Origin of the sequence: Acaryochloris thomasi RCC1774 (assembly GCF_003231495.1) — a bacterium.
Taxonomy (GTDB): Bacteria; Cyanobacteriota; Cyanobacteriia; order Thermosynechococcales; family Thermosynechococcaceae; genus RCC1774.
Genome location: NZ_PQWO01000014.1, coordinates 68,667 through 91,302 on the forward strand (window position 1 = coordinate 68,667; position 22,636 = coordinate 91,302).

Genomic DNA, 22,636 nt, shown 5'->3' on the forward strand with positions numbered 1-22,636 from the left:
CATTGAACGTTCGTAACCTAATAAAGAGATGGATAAGACCGCCAAGATTTATGTTGCAGGTCATCGAGGCCTTGTCGGGAGCGCCGTCCTGCGAGCTTTGCAGGCTCAAGGATATACAAATTTGGTGATGGCAACCCATCAAGAGGTTGACCTCACTCGCCAAGAAGCGGTAGAGGCTTTCTTTGCCCAACACCAGCCCGACCACGTGATTCTTTCCGCCGCCAAAGTGGGTGGAATTCAGGCGAACAATACCTATCGGGGCGAGTTTCTTTACGACAACTTGATGATTGAGGCGAATGTGATTCATAGTGCCTATCAACATGGGGTAAAGAAGCTGCTGTTCTTAGGCTCTTCCTGTATTTATCCTAAGCTTTGCCCTCAGCCCATGTCAGAGGATGCCCTGCTAACGGGACCGTTAGAGCCAACCAATGAGCCTTACGCCATTGCTAAGATTGCGGGCCTAAAGCTGTGCGAAAACTATTCCCGTCAATATGGCGTCAACTATATTTCAGCGATGCCCACTAATCTCTATGGCATCAACGATAACTTTGACCTTGCCAATTCCCATGTGCTGCCAGCTTTGATGCGAAAGTTCCATGAAGCTAAGCTTGAGGGACAGCCATCGGTCACGGTTTGGGGAACGGGAACTCCGCTGCGAGAATTCCTTTACGTTGATGATTTAGCCGATGCGCTGCTGTTCTTGATGCACAACTATGATGCTGCTGAGTTCGTCAACGTTGGCACCGGTCAGGAAGTTTCGATTAAAGAATTGGCGACAACGATTAAGGCTGTGGTTGGCTTTGAGGGAGAGCTGGTCTTTGATACCGCGAAGCCAGATGGTACGCCGCGTAAGCTGCAAGATACGTCAAAGCTTGAGGCGCTGGGCTGGAAGGCGAAAACCAGCTTTAAAGAGGGGGTTGAGCAAACCTACCGATGGTTTGTCGAAAACTATGAACATATCCGAGGCAAGGAATAGCGTAAGTCTTTCACGAGGGGCAACAGAACCTCAAAAAGCCGTCATGTGAACAGACCAGTTGCAGCTACCCATCGACTGTCTCTGAGGATTCTTCATGCAAGGTTCATACATCGATAGTGCGATCGCAACCCTTCGAGGACGGAGGCGGCAGGAACATAGTCTCAAATCAGAACAGATGAAGTTGCTACAGACTCAAGCTGGAACACTTCGCGTCCTTGATACGGGCGGCAGCAAACAACCCTTGATCATGGTGCCTGATGGACCTTGTGTCCTTGAACATTACGCAGACTTGATTGATCTGCTGTCACCAGACTTTCGCGTGGTTTGCTTTGATTTACCCGGCTTTGGGTTTTCATATCCAGCATTCGGCTTCGATTTCAGCATTTCTAAAATGGCCGATACTGTGGTGGAAGTCATGGATTTGCTGCAAATTCCTAGCGCTGTGCTGGCATTTACCTGTGCCAATGGCTTCTTTGCCCTCTATGTCGCCAAGCATCACCCCGAGCGCGTTTCCCATTTAGTGCTTGGGCAAACTCCGTCTTTTCAAGCTATGCGCCAATGGGATGATCAGATTATTCCCAAAATTCTGCATGTCCCCTATGTTGGGCAGCTAATCATGGCAGGTCTGACTCGTAAGGTTGCAGTGGGTTGGTACGATCGCGCCTTGCCGAAACGCAGTGAGCATAGATCTCATTTCGCTCAACAGGCTAATCAAGCACTCGAGTCAGGGGGGTGCTTTTGTCTAGCGAGTTTTGTTCAAGGTCTTAGCCGAACTCAGGACTCTGAAGTTAGCGGTGTACAAGCCCCCACGCTATTGATTTATGGCAATAAAGATCTCTCTCATCGGCATACCAACTTTTCGTCTTTACGTGATCATGTACCAGCCGCAGACGTCACTAGCTTTAAGGGGTGCGGACATTTCCCCGATCTTGAACGTCCGCAGGAATATGCAAAACAGATAAAGCAGTTCGTCCATGTCGCAACATAATAGACACATTAGAGCTTAATGCCTCATTGCTCAGCTATCAGATTTTTGGGGCCGTCTGTGCCAAAGATATAATGGACTTAGGCTTCAAAAGTAAGACAATGGCCTTAATCAGCCATAATGCATTCACTTACAAAGATTTCGGTTCCTTCCGAGAAAATCGAAGGTTTCTGTCAGCGGTGGCATATTACTGAGCTGGCATTTTTTGGCTCTGTCCTGCGAGATGATTTTCGCCATGATAGTGACATTGACGTAATGGTGGAATTTCATCCAGAAGCTCACCCCACATGCAGCACCCTCGACCAAATGGAAACAGAGCTTAAAACTATCTTTGCCCGAGACATCTACCTAATCACTCGTCAAGGGATTACCACCAGTCGCAAACACTTACGTTGTCACGCAACCTTTCCTCCGCCCAGGTGACTTATGCAATGGGATCTTCAATTCCTGCTTGATATGCTGCAATCTGCAGCACTGATCATGACCTACACCGCTCAATGCTCGAAAACTAGGTTCGTCGCAAATGTGCAGCTTCAAGATTCAGTGATTCGACGGCTCTTTGTGATTACCGAAGCCGCCAGATGAGTTTCCGAAACAACCCGACAGAACTTGCTCGACATCTCTTGGCAAGAAATCAATGGAATGCGAAATCGGTTGGTGCATGAATATGATGATGTCCCCCTCAACATCGTTTGGAATGTAATTCAGTCGGAGATCCCACCTTTGATCTATGTCTCTTGCACCGATGCAAGAAGCGTTTCGACAATCAACAATCTCAACCAAGCGTCTGTTGAGTTGAGCATCACCGAGGTTGGAAGCTCTTAGTTCCTACGCTGCCCATCTGTGCATGATTGATCCTTTAGCCTTTATAAGAGTTGCAGTAGCACTCTACAACTAGTCGAGAGCTTGAAACTCAATCATTATAATACCTTCAATACTTATGGATAAGGCATAGATTATCATGGACGTTGTAGCAATCAGCACTTGTTCCAAGCAACTTAAGGTTAAGCAGTAGACCCCTTCGAATTCACATCGCTTTGTATCTAAGAGCCAACACCTCTCAAAAGTTCGCTTGCGAAGCCGATTAGTGCAAGACCAAGTCCTAAGAAGGCAAAGCCAAACTTTAGTGGAGTAATATACCTCTTGAAATCAAGAAAATCATATGTTGATTTCAGCGCTAGTATTTGGATGCCACCTTCAGTTAAGTCCATGACAATGGCTAATAGAGCGGGCACTACCAAGTAGGGTCCGCGAGGGAAGAAACGCATCGCGGCACCAGCAAAGAGGCCGCCATAGGATAGAGGATATGCAACATCTAATGTCGCCGTAATCCACAAATGAGCCTTTCTCTGATTTTGACTCATTTTACATATTGTATCCCGAGCCTTTGTAGGACTCACAATTAGATCGAGCAGATTCACCTTCCAATATCTAGCGACAAATGGAATAATAAATGTCAGCAAAGTTGCAAAAATTAATAAAGTCCACAAAACAGAATCTTGAATGAGCCAGTCTTTCCCAAAAAAATCCATGTTTTTGCCTGAGATAGTATTTTGCATGCGTCCAATTATTGCGACTATTTCAAGTAATTAAGCACGATCTCGATATTAGCTTCGACCTGTTGCTTCTTTGATTTTCTCCGTAAATAGATAACTAACCCTAGCAAATCCTGCATTGTTCGGATGTAGCTCATCAAACCAGTTATTGTCTCCCACCTCACCTCGACAATCTACATGGAAAGCACGTCCGCCCATTTCTACATTATTTACTAGTTCTAGTTGAGATTCGTTTAAATGATCAATAATGACTCGCATGATAGCTTTTTGAAGTTCAGGATCTTCGATTCCCTTTTTCTTCATCGGCCTTCCAAGTGAGACACCATTATCCGGGATGACGTAATCATACCCATGGCCAATAATCTTTAAGTCAGGGAAGCGGGACAGAAGCCGAATATACAATCCACGGTAGAGCTGTCTAATCATATCTTTGAATCTATAAAATTCATTATTCAGATAATTCTCTGGAGGCCTTCCATCTTCAAATGGATGAATAAAGTTAGCAAGGTTACCATCAAAGACTAAATCGTTCCCACTTCCACTGATTAGGAAGACTTCAGGATTTTCTACCTCTATTGCCTGAGTTATCTCATCTTCATTTATGATATTTGACAATAGGTCTCCTGCTTCACCTAAGCTAAAAATTGCGTAGTCAGGGCTTATGTCAAATGGAGAAAATAGCTGATCGATAACATCGAAAAGTAAAATAGGAAATTGAAACCATGAGTCTCCTTCTGAAACAATTTTCTGCCCGCGGAATAAAGGGTTGTTAACAGTCAGCCTATACTGTAGTTGGCGCCGTTCTTTAGCTATACGGTTAATCCCATTCAGAACTCCCCCATTAGACATTTCCGTTGTATTAACAGTCGATGGATTAACTCTGATAATCGGCTCAAATGAGTTAGTAGAGCTAGGATCAATTATTAAGAATTCCTGTAAATCTTTTTCTTTTATCTTCGGGTTTATGAGACGTCTGCGTAGCTCCTGAGGACTGATTTTATGAGAATTATTCATTGCTCTTTCCATATAATGATCAAGTGAGGTACATCCCTGATTTCTCCCTAGTTCTCATTCCATCTGCCTATCGTGATGGAGGAGTTCATAATCAGAGCTAGTTACCTAGGAGTGAAGCACCATCCCCCTTCTATTGGACGCAGAAGGATAGGATATGGTGAATCACCTGTGGAATGTATTAGCTCTGGGCATAATTTTGTTATGCACTTTTAACCTAAGGCTTCTATGTGCAGTGGCATATTGCAGAGCTATCGCTACCTGGCTCTGTCTTGTGCAATGGTCTTTAACCCGATGGCGATGCAGGGCTAATTTATTTAGCCATTGCTGTTACTTTAGCTTCTGAGTAGAACGGCAATGCCCGCACCAATCATGATCGCACCAGCGATCAGATTCATGCCCCGGCTTGTTTTGGCGTTGGCTAATAGAAATCGCGCCCGATCAGCGATGAGTGCATAGCCTAACTTGACACCACCAACTGCAGTGGTTGCGATCGCAACCACAATCCCAGCATCCACAATCGAAAGCGTCGCAATATCCACAAAGGCAGGAAAGAAACCCAAATAGAAAAGAACCACCTTTTGATCTGCCACAGTAAGCAAAAAACCAGCAAGGAAGCTTGAAACCAACGACGCTTTGGGGGGCTTTTTGAGATCAAAGGTCAAAGACTTAGAGCGCCACAGCGACAAACCCAACCAAATTAAATAGGCCGCTCCAGCATATTGAATCAAGAGAATGGCCCCACCCATGCGCTCCGTCAAAAAAGCCAATCCGTAAATGGCTAGCAATATGTAGAGAACATCTCCAGCCACAATCCCCAGACTGGTGGCAGCACCATGAAAAAAGCCTAATGCAGCCGATCGAGCCAGCACCGTCATCACGCTTAGGCTAGGTAGGAGAGCCAAGGCCACCATCGCTGTGAATAGGGCAACGGAATTACTCAGGGTCATGGGTTTTGGTGCTTGAGAACATCAGAATTTTGAGGGAAACGGAACATCTGCAACCAAGTGACTGAAGATATTCGCTGACAAACAATGCGCTAAGAGCGAGTCAAGCTAATTCTCGTTTGCCAGTGTTCATAGTTTGAGTTCTGCCCCAGCATTATGGCTTGTAGATCTTGCTTAAGCCGCGTTGTAATCGGTCGATCATCGCTGAGCTGGTAACTTTCTATCGCCAACACGGGGGTAATTTGAGCTGCTGTGCCGCAGAGAAAGACCTCATCAGCAATAAATAATTCCGACTTGTCCACTGAACGTTCAATGACCCTGAGGTTCTGTTCTTTAGCCAACTGGATCACGCTATCGCGGGTAATCCCCTCCAAAATATCTTGATCGACGCTGGGGGTAATTAACTCGCCATTGCGGACCAGGAATAGGTTCATCGCCGAGCCTTCACTTACCTTGCCCTGCGAGTTCATCAAGATCGCCTCATCAAAACCAGATGAGATCGCTTCCGTTTTCGCCAACGCCGAAGCAATATACGCCGCACTCAATTTTCCCCGCAGTGGCTGACACCGGTCTTCCTGCCGAGCCCAAGAACTAATCCGACAGCGGACCCCAGCCTCTTTCATGTACTCTCCCATCAGCAATCCATAGATCAGGACATCCTTCTCAATGTCGTGACAGCGAGGCGCAAGCCCCAGACCCGACGTATAAATCAAAGGCCGGATATAAAACGATGTACGGGGTTGATTCAACCGCACAAACTCCATCAGCTTCAGCTTTAGTTCTACAGGGCTGATGGTGTAACCCAAATATTTCGCACTCTGACTCAAGTGCTGGCAGTGAGCATCTAACCGAAACAGCAGGATCTGCCCCGGCGTATCTGGATTGATCCATCCCCGAATGCCACCTAACACAGCGGTTCCGTAATGGAGTGCATGGGTGGCAATAGAGATTTGGGCCTCTGAAAAGGGTAAAAAGCGCCCCCGCAGATAGGCTTGGGGCAAAAAGTCGGGCGTCAGATTCTGGGGTCTAATTTCCGGTTGGGCAAGCATGGATAGAGACTCCCTTGCAAAAGGTTCAGCATGAACTTTAAAATAGCACCACTGTTGAGTGGTGTCACTAAAATGTCGAATCCGCAATTACAGGAGCAGCTTTCTAGTCTGGGGTTAACGCGCTATGAAGCGGCAGTCTATCTAGCTCTGCTGGAGCGTCAGGATTTCACGCCTACGCAGGTGGCAACTCGCGCTCAAGTGCCGCGTCAGCGAATTTATGATGTGTTGGCCTCACTTTGCGATCGCGGCCTCTGTGTCGAACGCCATTCAGGACGACAGCGATTATTCCAGGCCATTGACCCAACCCAGGCATTGCCGACGCTACTGCAGGTCAAACAGCGCCAGTATGAGGCTGAGCTATCGCGGCAGCGGCAGGAGACAGAAGCAATGGTGGCAGCTTTAGGACCGCTCTATGCTGCCGGTCATCAGACCCAAGATCCATTGGCGTATATTGAAGTGCTGTCGGAGCCGAACCGGATTTGCGATCGCGGTGCTCAGATGGCCCGGTCAGCCCAAGACAGCATCTCCGTCTTCTTTAGTTATCCTTCAGTACTCAGCCATGAAGAAGGTTTAAAACTTGTCAAAGAGCCTCTAGCACGTGGCCTCAACTACCGAACCATCTATGAAACCCATAGCTGGCAAGATCCCAGTAACCGTGAATTTATCCAGCAATGCCAAGAATGGGGACAGCAAATCCGATTCGTAACGGAAGTCCCCTTCAAAATGCAGCTCTTTGATCAGCAAGCGACCCTCTTATCCCTCCAGGATCCACTGGCTGGAACGCCCAGCTTTACCGCCCTCAGCATCGCTCATCCAGGGTTGGCAAAGATGCTACAAATTTCGTTTGAGACTCTTTGGGAGCAGGGAGTCCCTGAGTTGCACTGAGTTGGTTCAATTGACGTCGCTTGAACGTTACTAGGTCCAACACAATCAGATATTGATCTTATCTGCAATACCAAGAGACTCAGCAACCTTAGATTAGTGGTTCAAATCTAAGGCATTTGAGCCTTAAGTCATACGCGATGTATAAGATTTCCCCTCACTGGGGCAAGATACATATAACAGTCCCCATCAGTTCTGAGCTTCTGTTTCCGACACCACTCTCCGTGAGGCCCATGTCCGGTACCCAAACCAAAATAGAATCTTTCTCCAATAGTGATATTGATCCCGCTCAGTCATCGTTCCCAAAAGTAGAATCGGATTCAGCTCTCCTCGGCAGCCGTTATCAGGTCATATCCCAACTCAGGCAAGGAGGATTCGGATACACGTTTCTCGCAGAAGATACCCACCGTCCTGGTAGTCCCCTGTGCGTGGTTAAAAGACTTGCCCGCTGGTTTAGCATCGAAAATGCAGAACAGGCTCACCAGCTATTTGCAGCGGAAGCCCAAACGCTCGAAAAGCTAGGTGAACACCCACAAATTCCGAGATTACTGGCTTACTTTGAGCAAGGAGGGGAGTTCTATCTAGTCCAAGAGTTAATTAATGGTCAACTCCTAACGGAAGAACTCATTGAATGCTGGCCCTATTGGCAGGATGAAAAGATTATCGAATTTCTGAATGAGATGCTATCGCTGTTGGGTTTTGTGCATCAGCATGACGTTATTCATCGAGATATAAAACCAGATAACCTGATTCGCCGACAGGAAGATGGCAAGCTCGTGTTGATTGATTTTGGGGTTGCGAAGCAAGGTCAGCTAGACAACTGTGTCCCCGGAAAATCGGTGAATATTGTGGGTACCTCAGGTTATGCTCCTCCAGAACAGCAGCAAGGGTGCCCTCGCTTCAATAGTGATCTCTATACGTTAGGTATGGTTGCGATTGAGGCTGCCACAGGTTGTCATCCAGATCGTTTGCCTCGAACAAGCAGTGGAGAGCTGAAATGGCGTTCTTTTGCGACGAAACTTAGTCCGTGGTTGGCTGATGTTTTGGACGGCATGATTCGTCAAAATGCCCAGAACCGCTATCAAAGAGCGCAGGATATTTTGCAAGATATTCTTAAAAATCTGAATCAGATGCCAGACCGTGATCAGCATTTGCTACTGCTTGAGTGCATCAGCAAGTATGACTGCTTAGTCATGTAGGAGTAGGCAGCGTTCATAATTCCACAAATCTGACGAAGGCTTCTGGATAGCAGTATTTTCTTCTAGATGCTGTAGAGATGTCGCATCCTTTGGCAATACTCCCGCAGTCTTTTGTTTTGCCGAGCCATGTCATTGAGGGGACAAGGAATGGGAACGTCGATTAGATTAGCCAGGAAAGCATAGACGGTTGCGTCGAAAGACGAAGGCTGGTCACCGAAAAGATAGGTGCTGCCATTGAGGATAGAGGCTAGTGCCGTGATGTCTTTTTGTCCGAACTGATAAATCTCCGTAGGCGTGAAACGACCAATTCCATTGGCATAGAGTGTCTGACGAATCTTCTGTTTGCGCTGTCTTGCTAGCACAGGGAAAATAGCTCGATAGGGCTGTGAAAGTGAGCTAATCACAATTGTCTCAAAGGCAGACCAACAAACTGGATCGAGCCAGCGACTATAGACGATGCACCATCTCAACCGCTCCTCTAGCATCACTCTGATCGCATGACCAATCGCCAGTTGTTCTTCGCCTAAGTGAGCATCAAGGCGAACAGAAAATGTCGAGGTTAGATATTCAATAATCTGCTGAGAGTCAGGGACTGCTTTGTCTTGATGAAGAATATAGGGCAGCTTCTTCTGGGGAGCCTGACGGGCACTCAAAGTCTCGTGAATCTCGTAGGGAATTGATGCCATCTGCATAAAGGTTTCAACCTTCATACAAAATGGGCTGAGATTCGCGATCATACTGGGGCGAGGAAATTGATGAAGCGTGACCGTTGCTTTCATTTATCCGGCTGCAGCCCACTGCCACGCAGGCAACTCACGCTGCCTGAGAGTCAGCCCTTCAGCGTAAATCTGGTCGATCGCAACCATTGCCCCGCCCTCAACCATGAACCGATGATCTCGCGTTGCTCGAATTACAGAGCCATTCTCAAGCTGGTACTCAAACAGTTCCTGATGGCCGCGATGATGCCACTGGGCAATCGGCTGCGTATAGATACGACCGCTGGCGTCCTGAGAGAACACATGGCAATCGATCTGTTTCTGCACAATTTCTTTTAACGATAGATAGCCATATTCCTCAGTGAGGACGGGGGTATCGCCGCTGAGACAGTATTCAGCAAACAGCACCATCTGCTCAAATAGTGCTTCGGAGACCTTCTTATCAACGCCTTTCTCCGCCGCTCCTTCAATGAAGATCTCGCGGTGCTTCTCCATTTCTTTGATCTTCTTTTTGCCCATCGCCCGCCGCAGCAGGTCTGCCTGACCGAGGGAATAGCCCGCCATATCTTGAGCAATCTTCATGATTTGCTCCTGGTAGACCATAATCCCGTAGGTCTCAGTCAAAATCGGCTTCACCAGCTCGTGGGGATAGTCGATCTGCTCACGGCCATGTTTGCGGTTAATGAACTTGGGAATCAGGCCCGCATCCAACGGTCCCGGTCGATAGAGCGCCAAAATCGAGGAGATATCTTCGAGGTTTGAGGGCTTCAGATCCTTCACAACCTGTCGCATTCCCGACGACTCTAGCTGGAAAATACCCTCCAGTTCGCCCTTCGCCAATAGGCCAAAGGCTCCGGGATCATCCATTGGTAGCTTATCAACGTCTAGCGCTAACTCTCGATTCTGCAGCAGTAGCTCTGTGGTCTTCTGAATCATGGTTAGGTTCTTGAGGCCCAAAAAGTCCATTTTTAGGAGGCCCAAAGACTCTAGATCTTCCATGTAGTATTGGGTGATCACCGCACCGTCGTTGTTTTTCTGCAGCGGCACGATCTGATCCAAAGGTTCAGCGGCAATCACAACCCCAGCCGCATGGACGCCGAAGGTTTTGTTCGTACCCTCGATCCGAATCGCCATATCCAGCCACTTGCGGGCAACGGGATCCTTCTCATATCGCTCTTTAAATTCGGGTGCTGGGGTTTCATCAGAGATCATTACCTTGAGCTTGGCCGGTTTACCTCGCGACACTGGAATCATCTTCGCCATTTTGTCGGCATCGCCGTAGGGAACGTCAAGAACTCGCGCGACATCCTTAAGGACAGCCTTGGAAGTCATGCGGTTAAAGGTAATAATCTGGGCGACCCGATCTTCGCCGTACTTATCGGTGACGTATTCAATCATCTGATCCCGCTTCTGAATGCAGAAGTCGGTATCAATATCAGGCATCGACTTCCGTTCAGGATTCAGGAAGCGCTCAAACAGAAGGCCGTGGTGAACGGGGTCAATATTGGTGATGCCTTGGCAGTAGGCAACAAGGGATCCGGCTGCACTGCCTCGCCCTGGCCCGACGGGGATGTTGTTATCGCGGGCGTATTTAATATAGTCCCAGACAATTAAAAAGTAGGTGGCAAATCCCATCTCCTTGAGCATCTCTAGCTCATAGATCAGGCGCTCTCGATAGACCTCAGGGACTTCCTCTCGACTCTCTAGTTCCAGACGATCTAGGAGGCCATCCCAGGTGACCTTCTCCATATAGGTGTCTGCAGTGTAGCCTTCCGGAACTTCAAAGGCGGGACTTTGGGGACTGCGGAAGACATCGTATTCTTCGATCTTGTCGGCAACCTCTAGGGTGGTTGCGATCGCATCTTCCACAACATCTGCTGTCAAATGGTCCCGAAACAATAGCCGCATCTCATCAGCGGACTTCATATACTCCGTACCGCTATACCGGAGGCGCTTGTCTTCAGTCACTGACTTACCGGTCTGAATGCAGAGCAATGCGTCGTGGGCCTCTACATCGTGGCAAGAAATATAGTGGGAATCATTGGTCGCCACAATCTTGATGTCTAGCTCACGGGCAATGCGAACAATCTCCACATTCACCATCCGGTCCTCTTGAGACCCGTGATCTTGAATCTCTAGATAATAGTCATCACCGAATAGATCTTTGTACCATGTGGCCACCCGCCGTGCGATCTCTGGTTTCCCTTGCATAATCGCTTGCGGAACTTCGCCACCCAAGCAGGCGCTGGTGACGATCAGACCTTCGTGATACTGCTCCAGCAGATCCTTATTTATACAAGGACGCGAAAAGATGCCTTTACCTTGTACACCTTTGAGATTTGACAGCGTGGTCAGCTTCACAAGGTTGCGATAGCCCTGGGTGTTTTTCGCTAAAACCACCTGGTGGTAGCGGGGACGGCGCTCTTGTTTTTCGATGTCGCCATTAATGACGTACATTTCGTTGCCGATGATCGGCTTGATGTCTTTGCCCTTACAGGTCTTGATCAGGTTGATTGCCCCGTACATGACGCCGTGATCGGTGAGTGCGATCGCAGGCATCCCCAACTCAACCGCCTGCGCCACTAAAGCCGGGAGCTGACTCGCCCCATCCAACATGCTGTAGTCGCTGTGAACATGGAGACCCACAAAGGACATAAGTATTGCTCAGAAACTTGACCCTAGAGTAGCCGATCTCGCTAGCGACATCTATTTCACCTTTGTAAACTTATGTAAGGCGAAGTTTCGGTCCAGGCTGCTTGATTGTCGCAGACCTGCATCAAACGCTGATGCAGGTCCCTTTGACATTTTCTATTATTCTTTGAACTCCACGTATTGACGCTATCTGTAGTGCCTCAAGAGGTTTAAGGCTCTATAGATAGCGCGAATAGTAGCTTTGCGCTGCGTTTAGGTTGATATTGAAGCTGCTGGAGAATGAGACGTGAGCTATATTATTTCGGCAGGGAATAAGCCATAATGCGAAGGAAGTAATTCTCAATGCGGACAACTTTGGTCAGAAAAGTTACAATCGTGAGGGTCTAGGGAAACGAGGTTTCTAAGAGCACTTGAAGCAGGTTCCTGAGGCTTATATTTCAGCCATTGTGCTGAGGGGTTTGACTGTCGTTGAGCCTAATGTTAGTCACGTTCCCAGACTTTAGATATTTCAATTTACTGTAGATATATAGACGCACAACCTTTTCCAACTTTGTGCACTTAAGGAGATGAGGAATCCGGCATGACCCAAGCCAAGAATGTACTAGAGGCCATCAAGGAACCCGTGAGTGACCTAGAGAAGTTGCTGGGCGGTGCCGCAGATAGTGACTCCAGCAAGAGCGAGAAAGCTGCAGTTGCCAAAGAGGCCAAGGCGACTAAGGCAACTAAGACGACTAAGGCCCGTGTTGCTAAGCGTCGAGGTCCTGCGAAGAAGAAGCACTACACCGAGGACTCTATTCGCCTCTACCTACAGGAAATTGGCAGAATTCGGCTATTGCGCGCCGACGAAGAAATTGAGCTTGCCCGCAAGATTGCTGATCTTTTAGAGCTTGAGCGTGTCTTCGATCGGTTGACCGATGAGCTAGACCGTGAACCCTACATGCAAGAGTGGGCAGATGATGTAGAAATGGCGCTGCCTGCCTTCCGCCATCGCCTCCATTTAGGTCGCCGCGCCAAGGATAAGATGGTGCAGTCTAATCTGCGACTGGTGGTTTCAATTGCCAAAAAGTATATGAACCGGGGACTCTCGTTCCAGGATCTGATTCAAGAAGGGAGCCTGGGCCTGATTCGCGCTGCCGAAAAGTTTGACCACGAAAAAGGCTATAAGTTCTCCACCTACGCTACTTGGTGGATTCGACAGGCCATTACCCGTGCGATCGCAGATCAGTCCCGTACGATTCGCCTCCCGGTTCACCTTTACGAAACAATTTCTCGGATCAAGAAGACTACTAAGCTTCTCTCACAAGAAATGGGTCGCAAACCTACCGAAGAAGAAATTGCGACTCGCATGGAAATGACGATTGAGAAGCTGCGCTTTATTGCCAAGTCAGCTCAGCTCCCCATATCTTTAGAGACCCCCATCGGTAAGGAAGAAGATTCCCGATTGGGGGATTTTATTGAGTCCGACGGTGAGACTCCTGAAGATCAGGTCTCAAAGAATTTACTCCGCGAAGATCTCGAAACGGTTTTAGATACCCTTAGCCCCCGAGAGCGCGACGTTCTGAAGCTTCGTTATGGCCTAGATGATGGTCGCATGAAGACCCTCGAAGAAATCGGCCAAATTTTTAACGTGACTCGTGAGCGCATCCGCCAGATTGAGGCCAAGGCGCTACGCAAGCTGCGTCATCCCAATCGCAACAGCGTTCTGAAAGAATATATCCGCTAAATCTGCTCTCTTAACCTTCATGTATGGCAGGCTCTCATTTGAGAGCCTGTTTTTCGTTGGACCCCGCAGCACTCGATCCTATCTTAGGTATGAGCAGATGCTAGAGCATAGTCAGGTTGGTGTTGTGTCTCGATGTAAGTCCGGTAAGCTTTTTCCTGGCGATCGCATTCCCCCTGGCTCCAGCCGCAGTGCTTGCTCAGGGTCTCTGTAATTGCAGGGAGTGCGTCAAAGCCATAGTTTCCCTGCATGGCAATCAGCATTCGACGACAGCAAATATCCACCAAAGTGTGGGCCAGCTCTGTCTCGACGGCATAGACCACTTGGGCCTTGATATCTAAAAGACCGGGGACAATAGACTCTGCCAAATCGGTCGATTTCTCCGTCAACGCCAGCACCTCTAACGCCTTTGAACCATAGAGACTAAACAAATGGTCAATGACCGTTAAAGAGAGCTGAGACTTGTACTGGGCCACAGCATTTGCCCGAGCGATATCCGTTTGATCTAATGCTCCTGGCAGCGGCTTCTTTCGCGTATGACAAGGGGGAACCGGGCGACCCAGCTTGCGATAGGCCGCGTCAACATACTCTTCACCCACCTGGCGATAGGTTGTCCACTTACCGCCAACGAGCGAAATCAGGTTAGCAATGCCTTCGGGTGCATGGTCATGAAGAATATGCTTACGGGTAATGCTGCTCGGTGTCTGAGCATCTGTGTATGGCAATGGGCGAACGCCGGAATAAGTGTAGAGAACATCCGTCAGCGTTAGATTGGCGGTGGGGATTGTTCGATTGGTTTCTTCGATCAGGTATTCAATTTCTTGGTTGTCAGCCTTCACGTGATTTAAATCGCCGCTGTAGGGCAGATCAGTGGTGCCGATTAAGTACCGGTCCAGCCACGGAATAATAAAGAACGGACGGTTATCGCTCGCGGCCTCCACGTAAAACGCCGTATCTGGTGCGCCAGGAAACTTCGGCACAATAATATGGCTCCCCTTCGTGCCGCCCATGAGTGGCTTTTCCCGGATTGGATGTTCACCCGACTGCAGAACCTCGTCAACCCACGGACCGGTGGTGTTGGCAACTACGGTTTGCTGGCCTGCCGAGAGCGTAAATGCCTCGCCAGTGAGCTGATCTTTGCAGGTAATTGTCGAGAGATGGTTTTGCGATTTCTCCAATCCCATTACCTGTACATAATTAAGCACCGTGGCCCCGGCAGCCTGGGCCGAAAGAATATTCTCCAGACACAGCCGCTCTGCGTAGACGACCTGAGCATCATAGTATTGAGCCGCTCCCTTCAATTCCTTTGGGTTCAAAGAACGAAAAAGCTGCCGTACCTGTCCCAAAGACAGCATGCGATGGTTCGGGACCGTTTTGTCATAGCTGAGCAGATCATAAAGAATCATGCCCACCTGAATCAGGCGGTAGGGCCGTGCCCCATCCGCATAAATAGGAATGCTCAACTGCAGCGGTCGCACCAAATGGGGAGCCGTATGCAGCAACACCTCTCGCTCCCGCAACGATTCCCGCACCAGATTGAACTCGAAGTATTCTAGATAGCGTAGCCCACCGTGGATCAGACGAGAAGGGCAGCTTGTGGTGCCGCCCGCAAAATCACCCTTCTCAATCAAGATCGTCTTGAGTCCCCGGAGTGCGGCGTCTCGGGCAATACCGGCCCCATTAATCCCTCCCCCAATCACAATCAGATCATAGGAGGTGTTCTGAATCTCTTGGAAGCTACGCATAGATTAATTTGAGTAGAGCGACAATGCCATTGGCAGGATGCTTGAAAATTCTAACGAAATCTTGGCCTGCACTCCCATTGCTCAAAAATAGGACGGCGATAATACGCAAAGTCCCTAATAACCAAGGATTTAGATAACCTTGAAAACGCTAGTCGGTCAAAACCCGGCAGCGGCAAAATTTTCTCTGATCAATAGAGGACAGCAGAACGGCCCAATAAGCAGAAGATTATTTCTTTGCGGATGGAATCTCCTTGTACAAGTTGATTAAATGATCAGCCCAGTACTGTACATCGTAGTGAGTGACAGTTTTATACATCTTTGCCATTCGCTTCTTCTGCTCCGCCTCTGGCATCACCAGCGCTTGGTCGATGGACTCATCCATTCGATCGAGGGAATAGGGATTCGTCAGAACAGCCTCCGGTAGCTCCACCGCTGCTCCCACAAATTCTGAGAGGATCAGGACGCCCCCCTCACCTTTGTGAGCAACTACGTATTCCTTTGCGACTAGATTCAGACCATCTCGCAGGGGTGTCGTCCAGCAAATATCGGCCAGACGGTAATAGCACAGCAGATCTCGAAAGGGGACCGGCTCCGTAAACAGTAAAATCGGAGTCCAGTCAAGTCGTGCAAATCGACCATTAATCTTGCCCACTAGCTGTTCAATCTGGCTTTGGGTGACCTTATAGACCTTCATCCCGGCGGCAGCTTTCACGCAGGTCACCACCAGTTGCACCTTGCCATGCTGGTCAGGCTGGCGCTCTAACAACCGTTCGTAGGCTTCCAGTAGCTCCCGGTTGCCCTTTACATAATCCACCCGTCCGGCGGCGATGATCAGCTTGCGGCCCTGTAGCTCTTCGCGCATTTCTTCAAAGCGCGTTTGGGCTTCGGGTTGGTCTAACAGTGACTGGATGTGCTTTGGATTGGTCCCTACTGGACAAGGGTCAACCTGAACCAACTGTCCCTTATATTTCAGCTTGCTTGTCACCTCTGGCTCCGCTAGCGCAATGCCCACGGGGGTTAGATTCTCCGCGGCAGGAACGGTCTCTACTACCTCAACTTCAAATAGACTGCGGGCGACGTTGACAAAATTCTCTGAGTAGCGCGGGATATGGAAGCCCACCACGTCACAGCAAAGTAAGCTGCCAATAATCTCTTCCCGCCAAGGCAGAATATTGAAGATATCAACGGAGGGGAAAGGGGTGTGATGGAAGAAGGCAATCCGAGCATTGGGCTTTAGCTCCCGGATGTATTGAGGAGCCATCCATAGGTTATAGTCATGGACCCAAATCAGCGCATCATCAGCAGCTTCTCGGCAGGCGGCCTCTGCAAAGAGGCGATTGACGTTCTTGAAGTTTTCCCAGTCGGATGTGGCGTAGGTAAAGTGACCGGGGAAGGAGTGCAGAATCGGCCAGAAAGCTTCTTTAGAGGTGATGTGATAGAACTGCTTGACCTGTTCGGCGGTGAGGGGAACCCGACAAACGGCGTAATTGCCTTCACCCTCGACGGTGACTTTCTCTTCAAATTTCTTCTTTTGCTTGGCATTGACCTGCTTCCAGGCAACCCAAGTTCCTTGCTCAACGCCCGCAAAGAAGCTTTTAAGCGTGGGTAAAATTCCGTTTGGGCTTTTCTGGGGACGGTAGTAGATTTTTCCATTCTCAACCACCTCATCGTAGGGTTCTCGGTGATAGAGAATAACAAGGGATGATTTCATGGCACTACCTCCTGATGATTGGCAGATGACTTGGAGGCTTAACCTCCTGAGCAAACGAAGGGTGACCTATTGCCCTCAAGCGTCATCATGAACACACAACAATCCCATGCCTGTAACCAAAAGTTCCCAAGCATGGAAGCAAAATCTATGAATTGTAGCTCTTAACGCACCTTAACACAGGTTGGCTGTGGCACTTCCTATCCTTAATCTGATGTGAATATAAGGCTTTAAGGTGGCGTCTTATATAGCATCAAGCTCGCCTAGGTCAGTCTGCTAGAGGAGCAAAATGGCGTATCAAGTGTATAGGTCTTGCCTGTGCTCTTTATCCAATTTATGGTTGCGTCGAGCGGTGTACATAGTAGGTAGAACCTTTAGTCTATTTGCGTATAGAACTTTTGTTCTATACAAGGTAGAGGCCAGTCGTTGTGTGCAGTGCTTGAGTGTCCTTTTAATGGCTTATTCGCGATGTGAGTCTCCTTGTTAGGGGTTTGTTTCATTCAGAGTCCAACAGTTCAGAACCTAATCGCTTTTTAATGTCATAATCAACGTTGCGATTGTCATACCCTTGTTGACTACTTAAGTAATGGCGAAATCTTCATCCAAGCTAACGCTCGTGAAAGATGAGACGTTAGCTCTGCTGGACTGGGCTTTAGAGATCACGAATTCGGATGCGCTTAGCTTTACGAAGGGGCAGCGTTTAGCTACTCGTTTGGGCGCTCATTACCGTCCTGATGGCCTGACAGAGATTGGCTTCTGGACGCCGGAATTGGCGGGTGAAATCATGCTGTCCGAGCGCGACATCTATCTAGAAGTGTTTACGCCCCTAGAGCCGATTGACTTCCGGGCGCCTGAGCAGCAGGTCTCGATGCGTTGCGATCGCCTCCCCTTAGTGCAGCAGGGGGAATATGTCTGGGGGGTTGTGGCGGGTCTTCAGCCCGGTCGTCGCGATCAGGCGGGTTCGCTGTATTGGCTGCGATACCGAGATGCTCAGCTTCAGATATATGTCGTGCGAGATCTGCTGGCCTACTCCTTGCCCTACGGGGTCTTTGCGCCAGCTGAACTTTATGATCTCAATTCCCTGCACGAAGGACGTGCCGATCTAGATTACTTTAAAGAGACCGGGGTTGAAACCCATGCCGCAGCAGGATTGCTGGCCTCTGACCTAGAAGAAGAGTCCGTCGTCATTCCTCGCGTTGAAGCGCCGCGCTGTATGCTGCAGCTACATGCGAGGACTGCTAGTCCTGAAGGGACAATTGAAGGGCTTAATAAGCTCTATAAGAACATTGCAACCAAGATCGAAAAGGGTAAGAAGCTCACTTCTGCAGAACAAAATTACATTGGCTATGACGCTATTCAGCTCTTGCCGATAGAGCCACCTATTGAATATCGATACGAGGGCAACAACACCGTTCACGAGTTTTTTGCCCTCTCTGAGGTTAAGAAGGCCAAGGTTTGGGTCACTTTGCGAAAGCCCAACACCCAAAACTGGGGCTATGACATTCCTATTGCCGGGTCTGCCGCAGTTAGTCCCTCGATGCTGGGTAGCTTAAGGCCTGATGAGCTAATTGACTTCGCAGCAACGCTACACACTTTCCCAAGCGGTCCGATCCAGCTTATTTACGATTTAGTCTACGGTCATGCTGACAACCAGTGTGAAGAACTGCTCAATCGTCAGTACCTTAAGGGCCCCAATATGTATGGGCAAGATCTAAACCATCAGCTTCCCCCCGTGCGCGCCATTCTGCTAGAGATGCAGCGGCGAAAAATCAATACTGGGGCTGACGGTATCCGCGTGGATGGCGGTCAAGACTTCAAGTTCTTCAACCCACTGTCGGGCATTGTGGAGTACGACGATGCCTATCTGCAGGCGATGGGCGATGTGATTCAGGATGTGGGCGGCTATCAGCGACTGATGTTTACGATCTATGAAGATGGTCGTCCCTGGCCGCAGGAAGGATGGGAAGAGACTTCAACCTATCGAGATTTAATTGAAATTAAGCCCGAGTCCTTTCAGTGGGGACCGCTCATTTTTGCCCACAACACCCCAGCCCTGGAAGGCTTTTGGGACCAGAAGTGGTCGCGGGTTTGTGAGGTAATGTTCCAGGGTGAAAACTGGATTACCGGATGTGCCAATCATGACACCGTGCGTCGAGGGAATCAGGTAGATCCGGCCGGACCTATCAACTGGAATCTGGGTTCAACGCTGGTTGAGGTGTTGAACAATGCTTACGATAATCCGGCGATTACGCTGTGGGTGTTGGGCTTTAGTCCGGGCTTGCCGATGGAGTTCTTGAACGCGCATTTTCGGGGCGGATGGGGCTTTTTCCGTAATACCGATGAGCGCTATGCCGTGAAGGTGGTCTCAGAAGAAGCCGGTGTGCTGGACTGGCAGGTGGATGATGACCTTTATGAGCAACCGAATTTTTTCAAGGCGTTGAAAGACCTAGGATTTACAGAGTTAGGGCCTCTGAGAGGCTTTACACGAGCGCTCCAGATTGCGATGAGCCAGACGCACTATGATCTCGACACCATTGCTGAAGTTTGTCAGCGGTGTCTAGGGGGAGGCGCGGGCGAGTGTGATCTTGAAGCGATTAAAGACTTAAAGCATCCCACTGCACCAAGCTTTTTACAGGACCTTGATGTGCCCAAACTGCAGCAGTTTGCGAAGGCATTTATGAAGGATGTGCATGAGTTTGCCAACGTCAGCCATTGGCACGCTAATCTTCAGTCAGAGCAGGTGGCGTTTAATTTAGCTCTCCGTCAGTTTCGGATAGAGCACCCTTGGCTTATCAAAAATCTATCCGGGACTGATCGGTTCAACCATATTAGCGGTGAGGATCATACGCTTTTCTATGGGTTGAGAACACAGCCAACCGACGAGACTGATGAGTCTCAGTCTAGACAGTTTGCCATGATTACTCACATGGGCGGAGAACCCGCCACAGCGACTCTGGGGGATTGGCTACAGCTTGATCTAGAGGAATGGCAGGTTGTATTCAAAACCCCTGGCCTAGAGATTGGTGACTCAGCAAAAGATTTACAGACATTTGAGCTTCAGGACAGTCAGGGCTTGTTGCTGACTAAGATTATTGAGTAATGGGACAGCCGTATTTCTGCCGCGACACAAACAGTTGCTCTAAATTTGCCAGGATTGATAGGTTCTTAGTGGCACAGTCTCTACGTCTGTAAGCTACGCTATTGTGAAGTGTCTCAGGCTGGGGAACTAGGCAATATGTGGCTAGAGACTCAGCGGCTTGTTCTTCGAGAACTTCGGAAAGAAGACGTCCAAGATCTTGCACCGATACTTGCAGATCCAAAAGTCATGACGTTTTCTCCAACTGGCGTTGTTTCGATCAGCCAGACGCAAGAAAAAGTTGAAAGTTTTATCGCCTGCTACAGAGAATTTGGATTTGGTAAATGGGCGGTTCTTCTCAAGGATCATCAGAAATTAATTGGCTATTACGGACTAGCCGTGAAGCAAATAGATGGCAATAATGAGAAAGAATTGGGGTATCGGCTAGATTCCGAGCTTTGGGGGCAGGGTTTAGCAACTGAAGGTGCGTCAGCAGCAATTCAATATGGATTTGAGCAGTTCAAGCTTCCATACATCCTCGGCATTGTAGAACGGGAAAATACGGCGTCAATTAGGGTGCTTGAAAAAATAGGTATGCGATACAAGAGAACAACGATTTTTCATGAAGTAGAAATGGATGTGTATCGAGTCGATGCTCCTGATTTCATACTGGATTGAACGAAACGATCGCGTCTCCGACCCAAGGAACAGCGTGGCATGACCGACTGGAAAATATCTGTAAACATTTGAGCTTCAGGACAGCCAAGGTTTACTGTTGACTAAGGTTGTTGAGTAATGAGGCGGCACTATGTCTACCGCAGAGTATGTCATGGCCCTGGATCTAGGCACGACAGGTAATCGAGCCATCCTTTTTGATGCTGCGGGTGAGCCATTGACCCAAGCTTACAGAGAGCTGCCGCAGCACTACCCTAAGCCTGGATGGGTTGAGCATGATGCCCGCGATATTTGGCGAGACACGCGCTGGGCAATGCAGGATGTTCTGCAGCAGGCCAATGTGGAAGCCAGTCAGGTGGCGGCGATCGGTCTAACGGTACAGCGCGAGACCTGTCTGCTGTGGGATAAGAACACGGGGCAGCCTCTACACAATGCAATCGTTTGGCAGGATCGTCGAACGGCAGATCGGTGCCAGAAGCTCGCTGAGCATACGAAGGAAATTTACGATCGCACCGGTCTAGTCCTTGACGCCTATTTCTCGGCCACCAAACTGGCGTGGCTTCTGGATTATGCGAGGGAACAGAAGGTTGATCTCAGCAACGTGCTCGCAGGAACAATCGACACTTGGGCACTGTGGAATCTAACGGGCGGTAAGGTCCACGCCACAGATCACAGCAATGCTAGCCGCACAATGTTGCTCAATTTAGAGAAGCGAGAATGGGATCAGCATTTACTCGATATCTTTGATATTCCACGCCATATTTTGCCGCGGCTTCAGCCCAGCCTGGGTGAGTTTGGCCGCACAGATGCTGAGCTGCTAGGGACTGAGCTTCCGATTGCAGCGATCTTTGGTGATCAGCAGGCGGCACTGTTTGCCCACGGTTGCGATCGCCCTGGCCTGCTCAAATGCACCTACGGTACTGGCTGTTTCTTGGTAACTCAGACGGGGAATGAAATAACGAGATCGCAACACAAACTCCTGTCCACAATCGCCTGGAGTCGAGGTGATGCCCCCGTTCACTATGCTCTAGAAGGCAGCATGTTCACTGCCGGAGCCTGCGTTCAATGGCTCAGAGACGGCCTTAAGCTGATCAGCAGTGCTGAAGAAACGGAAGGACTCGCAAAACAAGTAGACGACAATGGCGGCGTCTATTTCGTTCCAGCACTCAGCGGTCTTGGTGCTCCTCACTGGGATATGGATGCCCGAGGTGCATTTTTTGGAATTACGCGGGGCGTACAGCGGGAGCATATGGTGCGGTCTGTGTTGGAAGCGATTGCCTTTCAGGCCCGAGAAGTGGTGGAGGCCGTCAATGAAGACTGCGGCGACCCCATTCAAATGCTGAAGGTCGATGGCGGTGCCTGTCAGAATGATTTTCTAATGCAGATGCAGGCCGATGTTTTGGGTATTCCGGTCGAACGCCCTGCAGTGTTAGACGCTACGGCTCAGGGAGCTGCTTTCGGGGCTGGCTTGGCTGTGGGCTTTTGGCAAGACTATCAACAATTGGTCAATGACCGTAAGATTGATAGAGTCTTCGAGCCGGGGGCTGGAGCGGCTCAAGCGCAGAAGAATTTTAAAACTTGGCAAAAAGCTGTGGATCGTTCTAAGAACTGGATTGAAGCAGAGTAGCTTAGCTGTTTGAGTTATTCATTGACACAGCAGCAGTGTTTAACCTTGCTACTGTAAAAGAGTTCCTTGAAGATACAGATAACAGATATCTTACTCGGCCCTGATGGGCCAC

At 49.1% G+C, this 22,636-nt stretch carries 16 protein-coding genes and 2 pseudogenes; 10 read left to right on the plus strand and 8 right to left on the minus strand.

What is annotated here, in order from left to right:
- The first annotated feature begins 28 nt into the window (after positions 1 to 28).
- From fcl to C1752_RS30335, 4 genes and pseudogenes are all read left to right on the plus strand, one after another.
- Positions 29 to 976 carry a GDP-L-fucose synthase gene (fcl, locus tag C1752_RS19385; RefSeq protein ID WP_110987712.1) on the plus strand — a complete coding sequence of 316 codons (948 nt, stop codon included), beginning with the start codon at positions 29 to 31 and terminating at the stop codon, positions 974 to 976.
- Positions 977 to 1,070: 94 nt separating this feature from the next.
- The gene (locus tag C1752_RS19390; RefSeq protein WP_110987713.1) at positions 1,071 to 1,964 is read left to right on the plus strand and encodes an alpha/beta fold hydrolase; all 894 of its coding nucleotides are present in this window, start codon (positions 1,071 to 1,073) and stop codon (positions 1,962 to 1,964) included.
- A 117-nt stretch (positions 1,965 to 2,081) separates the two neighbouring features.
- Positions 2,082 to 2,416, plus strand: a pseudogene (locus C1752_RS19395) (nucleotidyltransferase family protein).
- Positions 2,388 to 2,786, plus strand: a pseudogene (locus C1752_RS30335) (HepT-like ribonuclease domain-containing protein). Before C1752_RS19395 ends, C1752_RS30335 begins: the two co-directional pseudogenes overlap by 29 nt.
- 218 nt (positions 2,787 to 3,004) lie before the next feature.
- On the opposite strand, the gene C1752_RS19405 reads toward C1752_RS30335, so the two are convergent.
- The 4 genes from C1752_RS19405 to C1752_RS19420 all read right to left on the minus strand — a co-directional run bounded on the left by C1752_RS19405 (position 3,005) and on the right by C1752_RS19420 (position 6,524).
- The gene (locus tag C1752_RS19405; RefSeq protein ID WP_110987714.1) at positions 3,005 to 3,520 is read right to left on the minus strand and encodes a hypothetical protein; all 516 of its coding nucleotides are present in this window, start codon (positions 3,518 to 3,520) and stop codon (positions 3,005 to 3,007) included.
- Positions 3,521 to 3,568: 48 nt separating this feature from the next.
- Positions 3,569 to 4,531 (minus strand): SGNH/GDSL hydrolase family protein, encoded by a 963-nt coding sequence (locus tag C1752_RS19410; protein ID WP_110987786.1) that lies wholly within the window; start codon positions 4,529 to 4,531, stop codon positions 3,569 to 3,571.
- Positions 4,532 to 4,863: 332 nt separating this feature from the next.
- Positions 4,864 to 5,478, minus strand: coding sequence for a LysE family translocator (locus C1752_RS19415; protein WP_110987715.1), 615 nt, complete (start codon positions 5,476 to 5,478; stop codon positions 4,864 to 4,866).
- An 89-nt stretch (positions 5,479 to 5,567) separates the two neighbouring features.
- Positions 5,568 to 6,524: a branched-chain amino acid transaminase gene (locus C1752_RS19420; protein ID WP_110987716.1), complete on the minus strand. Its 957-nt coding sequence runs from the start codon at positions 6,522 to 6,524 to the stop codon at positions 5,568 to 5,570.
- A gap of 30 nt (positions 6,525 to 6,554) precedes the next feature.
- Between C1752_RS19420 and C1752_RS19425 the strand changes: the two genes are divergently transcribed.
- The gene (locus tag C1752_RS19425; RefSeq protein ID WP_233501741.1) at positions 6,555 to 7,409 is read left to right on the plus strand and encodes a TrmB family transcriptional regulator; all 855 of its coding nucleotides are present in this window, start codon (positions 6,555 to 6,557) and stop codon (positions 7,407 to 7,409) included.
- A 230-nt stretch (positions 7,410 to 7,639) separates the two neighbouring features.
- Positions 7,640 to 8,605, plus strand: a complete 966-nt coding sequence (locus C1752_RS19430) for a serine/threonine-protein kinase (RefSeq protein ID WP_158535143.1) — start codon at positions 7,640 to 7,642, stop codon at positions 8,603 to 8,605.
- Between the two features lie 62 nt (positions 8,606 to 8,667).
- On the opposite strand, the gene C1752_RS19435 is transcribed toward C1752_RS19430, so the two are convergent.
- Positions 8,668 to 9,384 (minus strand): glutathione S-transferase family protein, encoded by a 717-nt coding sequence (locus tag C1752_RS19435; protein WP_110987719.1) that lies wholly within the window; start codon positions 9,382 to 9,384, stop codon positions 8,668 to 8,670.
- Positions 9,385 to 11,976: a DNA polymerase III subunit alpha gene (locus C1752_RS19440; protein WP_110987720.1), complete on the minus strand. Its 2,592-nt coding sequence runs from the start codon at positions 11,974 to 11,976 to the stop codon at positions 9,385 to 9,387. It abuts the gene before it with no gap.
- A gap of 577 nt (positions 11,977 to 12,553) precedes the next feature.
- On the opposite strand from C1752_RS19440, the gene rpoD reads away from it, so the two are divergent.
- Positions 12,554 to 13,696, plus strand: coding sequence for an RNA polymerase sigma factor RpoD (gene rpoD / locus C1752_RS19445; RefSeq protein WP_110987721.1), 1,143 nt, complete (start codon positions 12,554 to 12,556; stop codon positions 13,694 to 13,696).
- A gap of 83 nt (positions 13,697 to 13,779) precedes the next feature.
- On the opposite strand, the gene glpD is transcribed toward rpoD, so the two are convergent.
- Together glpD and ggpS are read right to left on the minus strand one after the other, a co-directional pair.
- Positions 13,780 to 15,438 carry a glycerol-3-phosphate dehydrogenase gene (gene glpD, locus C1752_RS19450; protein ID WP_110987722.1) on the minus strand — a complete coding sequence of 553 codons (1,659 nt, stop codon included), beginning with the start codon at positions 15,436 to 15,438 and terminating at the stop codon, positions 13,780 to 13,782.
- Positions 15,439 to 15,664: 226 nt separating this feature from the next.
- Positions 15,665 to 17,149 carry a glucosylglycerol-phosphate synthase gene (gene ggpS / locus C1752_RS19455; RefSeq protein ID WP_110987723.1) on the minus strand — a complete coding sequence of 495 codons (1,485 nt, stop codon included), beginning with the start codon at positions 17,147 to 17,149 and terminating at the stop codon, positions 15,665 to 15,667.
- 583 nt (positions 17,150 to 17,732) lie between these two features.
- Here ggpS and gghA point away from each other — a divergent pair.
- From gghA to glpK, 3 genes are all read left to right on the plus strand, one after another.
- Positions 17,733 to 20,246 carry a glucosylglycerol hydrolase gene (gghA, locus tag C1752_RS19460; RefSeq protein ID WP_110987724.1) on the plus strand — a complete coding sequence of 838 codons (2,514 nt, stop codon included), beginning with the start codon at positions 17,733 to 17,735 and terminating at the stop codon, positions 20,244 to 20,246.
- 108 nt (positions 20,247 to 20,354) lie between these two features.
- Positions 20,355 to 20,900 carry a GNAT family N-acetyltransferase gene (locus C1752_RS19465; RefSeq protein ID WP_233501743.1) on the plus strand — a complete coding sequence of 182 codons (546 nt, stop codon included), beginning with the start codon at positions 20,355 to 20,357 and terminating at the stop codon, positions 20,898 to 20,900.
- 130 nt (positions 20,901 to 21,030) lie between these two features.
- Complete coding sequence (glpK, locus tag C1752_RS19470; protein ID WP_110987726.1) at positions 21,031 to 22,524, plus strand: glycerol kinase GlpK; 1,494 nt, start codon at positions 21,031 to 21,033, stop codon at positions 22,522 to 22,524.
- Positions 22,525 to 22,636 lie beyond the last annotated feature (112 nt).